This window comes from Oleiphilus sp. HI0117 (assembly GCF_001635235.1).
The window spans coordinates 1-7,724 of sequence record NZ_LWGA01000315.1 but is presented as its reverse complement, the minus strand read 5'-3'; the positions used below and the strand labels follow the sequence as shown (position 1 = coordinate 7,724).

The window sequence follows — 7,724 nt, the reverse complement described above, 5'->3', positions numbered from 1 at the left end:
TGACCGCGATGCTTGCTAGTGCAGGTGAGAATGCCTGTCGCCCAGATGATTTAGAACCACAGTATGGCTTGCGTGATGGTAAATATTACTTATCGCCAACTCAGGCTCAAGAAATTCTGAATATGCGTTTGCACCGTTTGACCGGTTTGGAAACGGAAAAACTCATTGGCGAATATCGTGAGATACTAGAGCGAATCGGAGAGTTTTTAGCGATTCTGAGTGATCCGGTTAAATTGATGCAGGTTATTCGTGAGGAGCTTGAAGCGGTTCTTGAAGAGTATGGAGATGAGCGCCGTAGTGAGATTATTTCTTCACGTCGTGATTTGACAGTTGCAGATTTAATCAATGAAGAAGACCTGGTAGTTACTATTTCTCATGGAGGCTATGCAAAAACTCAGCCTGTTGAAGATTATCAGGCTCAGCGTCGCGGTGGTCGAGGGAAGTCTGCAACGTCGATGAAGGATGAAGACTTTATCGAAAAACTACTCGTGGCCAATTCCCACGATACGATTTTATGCTTTACCAATAAAGGTAAGGTTTACTGGTTGAGAGTGTTCGAAATTCCGCAGGCCAGCCGTGGTTCTCGTGGTCGCCCAATGGTGAATATTCTGCCATTGGATGAAGGCGAACGCGTAACGACTTTCTTGCCTGTTCATGAGTACACTGAAAATAACTTTATCTTTATGGCTACAGCTAACGGTACGGTTAAGAAAACTCCGCTCGAAAACTTTGCTCGCCCACGTAGTTCTGGTTTGATTGCTTTAGCTCTTGATGACGGGGATACGTTGATCGGAGCCTCGATCACTGATGGTGACCGTGACATTATGTTGATGAGTAACTCGGGTAAGATGATTCGCTTCCATGAGTCAAATGTAAGAGCGATGGGACGAACTGCTCGAGGTGTTCGCGGTATTAAAATAGCTGAAGAGCATCAGGTTGTATCCTTGATTATTCCTGAAGAAGAAGGCCTGTTATTGGTTGCAAGTGAAAATGGTTACGGTAAGCGTACTCGCATGGATGAATTCTCAGTAATCGGGCGTGGTGGTCAAGGCGTGATTGCAATGCAATGCTCCGAGCGAAATGGTTTGTTGGTGTCTGCGGTTCAAGTTAAGGAAGGTGATGAGCTGATGCTTATTTCCGATAAAGGCACTTTGGTTAGAACTCGTACAGAAGAAGTTTCGATCCTCGGTCGAAATACTCAGGGTGTAAGGCTGATCAAGCTATCTCAAGAGAATGAGCATTTAGTTGGTGTGGAGCGTGTTGATGAGTCTAGTCTTGATGAACAAGAAATAGAAGAGGGAACTGATACTGTTGAGGCAGGCGCTTCGAGTGAATCAGATGAATCTTCAGATCAATCACCTGAGGCCTAACTGGAAATATAATGGTAGATGAAGCAACAGAGCTCGCAAAGCTAAGGGCTCAGATTGATGAGATTGATCAAAATATTCAGTCTTTGATCAACCAGCGCGCAGCTTGTGCTCAGCGTGTTGCTGAGGTGAAGCAGGCTGCTGCCGGTAATGAGCTTGTGCAGTATTATCGCCCTGAGCGAGAGGCTCAGGTCCTGCGGGCCGTAATGGAACGCAATACGGGGCCTATGCCAGATGAAGATGTTGCTAAGCTCTTCAGAGAGATAATGTCCTGTTGTCTAGCCCTTGAAAAACCAATGAAGGTAGCTTTTTTAGGGCCGGAAGGTACTTATACGCATGCAGCGGCCCTAAAACATTTTGGACACTTTGTTCATGCTCAGCCTATGAGTGCAATTGATGAAGTGTTTCGAGAGGTGGAGTCTGGCCAGGCAAACTATGGCGTTGTACCAGTTGAGAACTCAACGGAAGGCGTTGTTAATCATACTTTGGATAGTTTCGTAAATTCACCTTTATTCATTGCTGGTGAAGTGAAGTTAAGAATTCATCACCACTTGCTATCGAATGATGAAATCAAACCCTCTGATATCAAACGAGTCTATTCCCATCAGCAATCTTTGGCGCAGTGCCGGAAATGGTTGGATGCGAATTGCCCTCAAGTTGAGCGTGTTGCTGTTAGTAGTAATGCCGAGGCTGCAAAGCTCAGCATGAAAGAAGAAGGGGCTGTTGCGATCGCTGGTGACATGGCAGCCGAGCAGTATAGCTTACTCAAACTTGTCGAGAATATTGAAGATCAGCCTGATAATACGACCCGCTTCTTGATTATCGGTAGCGATGTTGTTCCTGCTAGCGGTCAAGATAAGACCTCTATTATGGTGTCGGCCAAGAACAAACCAGGGGCACTATATCACGTCCTTGAGCCTTTCCATCAAAATGATATTAGCCTTACCCGCCTGGAAACTCGGCCTTCGAATTCCGGTACTTGGGCCTATGTGTTCTTTATTGATTTCGAAGGTCATATCGATGACGAAGGCGTGCAGAAAGTTGTTCAGCAGGTTTCTCCTGATGCGGTAGAAATTAAACATCTCGGTTCTTATCCGGTGGGTGTGCTCTAGTGAAAAAATCTGACCAGCTTTCAGGTTTGGCTGTAGCGCCTGTCCAGGCTTTGCATCCTTATCAACCCGGAAAACCCATTGACGAGCTAGAACGAGAGTTGGGTATTAGCGATATTGTAAAGCTGGCAAGTAATGAAAATCCTCTGGGTATGAGTGAATTGGCAAAACAAGCCATTTCAGCTGAGCTCGCTGAGGGAAGTCGTTACCCTGATGGCAATGGCTATAAACTAAAGTATGCCTTAAAAGAGTATCTGTCATTTCAAGGGCATGACATCAGCCTTGAGAGCATGACGCTTGGCAACGGCTCAAATGACTTGTTGGATATTATTACTCGTTGTTTTTCTGATCGAGATTCTGAAGTAATTTTCTCTGAATATGCCTTCGCAGTTTATGCGATATCCTGTCAGGCTGTAGGTGCTAAAGCTGTTGTAGCTCCCTCAAAAGATTGGGGTCATGACCTTGATGCAATGTATGAGCGAATTTCTGAGAAAACCAAACTAATATTTATTGCTAACCCGAATAACCCAACGGGGACATCGATCAATAAAGATCTTTTGCTTGAGTTTCTAGCCAAGGTGCCGGAACGAGTGATTGTTGTTTTGGATGAAGCTTATTGTGAATACATTTCCGATGAAGACTTTCCGGATGGTATCGGTCTTGTCGAAAAGCACACAAATCTGATTGTTACTAGAACCTTTTCCAAAGCTTGGGGGTTGGCTTCTTTGCGTGTGGGCTATGCTGTCTCTCATCCGGGTATCGCGAATATCCTTAATCGTGTACGGCACCCGTTTAATGTCAATTCTTTAGCATTAGCCGCAGCAGCTGCTGTTTTAAGAGATGATGCCTACCTAAAGGCTAGTGTTGAGTGTAATGCTCAAGGGATGTGTCAGATGGCGCTTGCTCTTGAGCATCTCGGGCTAGAATTTATTCCGTCAAAAGGTAACTTTATTACCTTTGATACGGGTGTTGATGCTATGGAAATTTATCAGCGCTTGTTGAAGCTTGGTGTGATTGTGCGCCCTGTAGCGAATTACGGTATGAACTCGTTCCTTCGTGTATCTATTGGTTTGGAGCAGGAGAATTCAAAGTTTATTAAAGCACTCGACTCTTTACGAGAGGAAGGATGCTTGTGAGCTCGCGCATTGCAAGGTTGGCTGTAATTGGTGTTGGGTTGATTGGTGGCTCCTTGGCTAAGGCCGCGAGAACTGAAGGTTTTGCAGCACACACTTGCGGTTACTCCTTAAATCATAGTGAGGCTAAGCTTGGTGTTGAGTTAGGAGTTATCGATGAGGCTGCTGAATCTATCGCTGCGGCAGTGAAAGGTGCTGACTTGGTTGTGCTGGCGGTTCCTGTAAAGGCATTTGAAGATGTCTTAAGTGAAGTAAAGGTGTCATTGAAAGAGGGGGCTGTTGTTACCGATGTTGGTAGCGTAAAAAAATGCTTTCTTGAGGCTGTTGAAGCAGTCTATGGTGAGGTACCTTCGTTTGTCGTTCCGGGGCACCCAATAGCGGGCTCGGAACGCAGTGGAGTCATGGCTGCTGATGAAAATTTATATCAGCGCCATAAAGTCATATTGACACCCTTAAAAAATACTAACCATCTTGCTTTGTCCCTGGTTCGGTCTATGTGGCGTATGGCCGGTGCGACCGTGCTTGAAATGTCGATTGAGAAGCATGATGAAGTCCTTGCTGCGACTAGCCATTTGCCACATTTGTTAGCCTTTTCGTTGGTCGATACGCTTGCCGGTGAGGAGCAGAACCAAGAGATCTTCCGTTATGCAGCGGGAGGCTTTAGAGATTTTACTCGTATTGCCGCAAGTGATCCTTTGATGTGGCATGACATTTTTCTTGCCAATAAAGATGCCTTACTTAAGGTTTTAGATCACTTTACTTCAGACCTTGCTTCCTTGAGAACCAGTGTCGAGCAAGGCGATAGTCAGCACTTGTTAGGCGTTTTTACGCGAGCTAAGTCTGCGAGAGAGCACTTTTCAAAAATACTAAACGGACAGTCGTATACCGATACTATGAATACTAAAAATGTAACGTTCAAAATGGCACCTGGCGGTGAAGTTCGCGGAAATATCCGAGTAGCGGGCGATAAATCGATTTCCCATCGTTCAATAATGTTAGGCGCTCTTGCAGAAGGAGTGACGGAAGTTGAAGGGTTTCTTGAGGGCGAAGATAGTCTGGCGACACTTCAGGCCTTTAGGGATATGGGGGTTGTAATTGAGGGGCCAGAAGAAGGGCGAGTTAAGATTCATGGTGTTGGTCTGCATGGTCTTCAAGCGCCTCCTGGGCCACTTTACCTTGGTAACTCAGGAACTGGTATGCGTTTATTTGCCGGTCTACTTGCCGGGCAAAAATTTGATACGGAATTGACGGGTGATGAGTCTTTATCTAAGCGGCCAATGGAGCGAGTTGCTGGCCCATTACGTCAAATGGGTGCGAAAATTGAGTCTGCGGAAGGTGGACGTCCGCCTCTAAAAATTAGTGGTTCTCAAACTCTGGCAGGTATTCGTTATGATATGCCAATGGCCAGTGCGCAAGTAAAGTCTTGTTTGTTATTGGCGGGCTTATACGCTGATGGCGAAACACAGGTTCAGGAGCCAGCGCCGACTCGAGACCATACAGAGCGTATGCTTAATGGTTTTGGTTATCCGGTAAAGCGAGAGGGTGCAGTTGCTACTTTGGCTGGAGGTGGTTCTCTGAAAGGCGGGTCTATTGATGTGCCTGCGGATATTTCCTCTGCAGCTTTCTTTATGGTTGCTGCATCTATCTGCCCAGGCGCTGATTTGACACTCAAGCACGTAGGCCTAAACCCTACGCGTGTTGGTATTATCAACATTTTACGCCAGATGGGTGCTGATATAGAGGTAATGAATGAGTCTGTCGTAGGTGGTGAGCCTGTAGGCGACATTCGTGTTAAGCATGCACCTCTTAAAGGAATTAAAATTCCAGAGGATCAGGTTCCGCTTGCGATCGATGAGTTTCCTGTTTTGTTTATTGCTGCGGTTTGTGCTGAGGGAGAGACGGTCTTAAGTGGCGCTGAAGAGCTTCGTGTTAAGGAAAGCGACCGTATACAAGTGATGGCTGATGGTTTGGCGCAGCTGGGTGTTAGAACGGATGTTAAGCACGACGGTATAGTGATCAAGAATTCTGAGATTCAAGGCGGTACAGTTCATAGTCATGGCGATCATAGAATAGCGATGTCTTTCGCTGTCGCTTCATTAAGAGCGAAGGGTGAAATCGTGATTAGGGATTGTGCTAATGTTGCGACGTCATTTCCAAATTTTGTTGAGTTGGCTAGTGAAGTGGGTCTGAATATTAGCGTTGAAGACGATTCCGAGTAAAACGAGTTGTAGTAAAGAATGGTGCTGAAAAATTTCGTGACATTCAAAAAATTGGAGATAGTTGAATGACATGCAAAGTATTAACGATAGATGGTCCCAGCGGCGCGGGTAAGGGGAGTATTGCTCAGCTCGTGGCGAAGCATTTGGGCTGGTCTTTGCTTGATAGCGGGGCGCTTTATCGTCTTACCGCGCTGGCTGCTACTAGGTTGGGGGTTGCTTTCGATAACGAAGAGGCTTTGGCTGAAGTCGCTGAGAAGTTAGATGTTGAATTCGTTCCATCTGAGTACGGTGAGCCTGTCAGAGTATTACTTGGTGGTCAGGATGTGACGAATGATATTCGTACAGAAACTGTGGGTAATGATGCGTCAAAGATAGCGCCTTTGGCATCTGTTCGCGCAGCATTATTGCAAAGGCAAAGAAACTTTGCAGTCGAGCCTGGCTTGGTTGCTGATGGTCGAGATATGGGGACAGTGGTGTTTCCAGAGGCAGAATATAAGGTATTTATGACAGCGAGCGCAGAAGCTAGGGCGGATAGACGCTTTAAGCAGTTGAAGGCGAAGGGGGAAGATGTTAAAATCGCGCCCCTTTTAAAGGAGATAGAAGAGCGAGACGCCCGAGACATGGGGCGAAAAAATGCTCCGCTCAAAGCCGCTGAAGATGCGTATCATGTTGATACTACAGGGCTTTCTATCGAAGAAGTTTTAAAGGAAGTTGTTAATTTTATTGAGCGGAAATCTTAATAAATACGACTTCTAAACTTTTGGGTTTTGGTTAACGTTGGCCAGCAATGCAAAACCCATTTCAATAAATAAACCGTACATGCTGGTGGTACGGAGAATTTAATCACACAGGAATTGTAATGAGCGAGAGCTTTGCAGAGTTATTTGAAGAGAGTCTAAATGAAATCGATATGACCCCGGGAGCAATTATTGCGGGTGTTGTAGTAGATATTGATAGCGACTGGGTTACAGTAAACGCTGGCCTAAAGTCAGAAGGTGTTATACCTCTATCTCAATTTGTTAACGAGAGCGGTGAAGTCGAATTAAAGATCGGTGACTCTGTTGATGTTGCACTAGATGCTGTTGAAGATGGCTTCGGTGAAACACGCCTATCTCGTGAGAAGGCTAAGCGTGCTGAAGCTTGGAAAGAGCTTGAGAAAGCATTTGAAGCTGAAGAAATCGTTAAAGGTGTGATTAACGGTAAGGTTAAAGGTGGTTTCACTGTTGAGCTGAAAACTATCCGTGCCTTCCTTCCTGGTTCATTGGTTGATGTTCGTCCAGTACGTGACACGCTACACCTTGAAGGTAAAGAATTAGAATTTAAAGTTATCAAGCTAGATCAGAAGCGTAACAACGTTGTTGTTTCTCGTCGTTCAGTGCTTGAAGCTGAAAATAGTGCAGAACGTGAAGCATTGCTTGAGTCAATGGCTGAAGGTATGGAAGCCAAGGGTATCGTTAAGAACCTTACTGACTACGGTGCTTTCGTTGACTTAGGTGGTGTTGACGGTCTTCTACACATTACAGATATGGCTTGGAAGCGTATTAAGCATCCAAGTGAAATCGTAAATGTTGGTGACGAGATCAATGTTAAAGTATTGAAGTTTGATCGTGAGCGTAACCGTGTTTCACTAGGCCTTAAGCAGCTAGGTGAAGATCCATGGGTACAGATCAAAGAGCGTTACCCAGAGAATACTCGTGTAACTGCGCGCGTAACTAACCTAACTGACTACGGTTGTTTCGCAGAAATTGAAGAAGGCGTTGAAGGTCTTGTTCACGTTTCTGAAATGGATTGGACTAACAAGAACATTCACCCATCTAAGGTTGTTCAGTTAGGTGATGAAGTTGAAGTAATGGTTCTTGATATCGATGAAGAGCGTCGTCGTATTTCTCTAGGTAT

General features: G+C 45.4%; 6 protein-coding genes. All 6 read left to right on the top strand.

Annotated elements, in window-relative coordinates; genetic code table 11:
* Positions 1-1,370: DNA gyrase C-terminal beta-propeller domain-containing protein (locus A3757_RS03950; protein ID WP_304439170.1), on the top strand; the 1,370-nt coding region annotated here is incomplete at its 5' end.
* An 11-nt stretch (positions 1,371-1,381) separates the two neighbouring features.
* Positions 1,382-2,479, top strand: a complete 1,098-nt coding sequence (gene pheA, locus A3757_RS03945) for a prephenate dehydratase (protein WP_068515499.1) — start codon at positions 1,382-1,384, stop codon at positions 2,477-2,479.
* Positions 2,479-3,612 (top strand): histidinol-phosphate transaminase, encoded by a 1,134-nt coding sequence (gene hisC / locus A3757_RS03940; RefSeq protein ID WP_231872046.1) that lies wholly within the window; start codon positions 2,479-2,481, stop codon positions 3,610-3,612. Before pheA ends, hisC begins: the two co-directional genes overlap by 1 nt.
* Positions 3,603-5,828, top strand: coding sequence for a bifunctional prephenate dehydrogenase/3-phosphoshikimate 1-carboxyvinyltransferase (locus tag A3757_RS03935; protein ID WP_068553341.1), 2,226 nt, complete (start codon positions 3,603-3,605; stop codon positions 5,826-5,828). The genes hisC and A3757_RS03935 overlap by 10 nt, the downstream gene beginning before the upstream one ends.
* Positions 5,829-5,893: 65 nt before the next feature.
* The gene (gene cmk / locus A3757_RS03930) at positions 5,894-6,568 is read left to right on the top strand and encodes a (d)CMP kinase (protein ID WP_068553342.1); all 675 of its coding nucleotides are present in this window, start codon (positions 5,894-5,896) and stop codon (positions 6,566-6,568) included.
* Positions 6,569-6,687: 119 nt separating this feature from the next.
* Positions 6,688-7,724, top strand: a 1,037-nt coding sequence (locus A3757_RS03925; protein WP_156506160.1) for a 30S ribosomal protein S1, incomplete at its 3' end; no start/stop codon positions are given.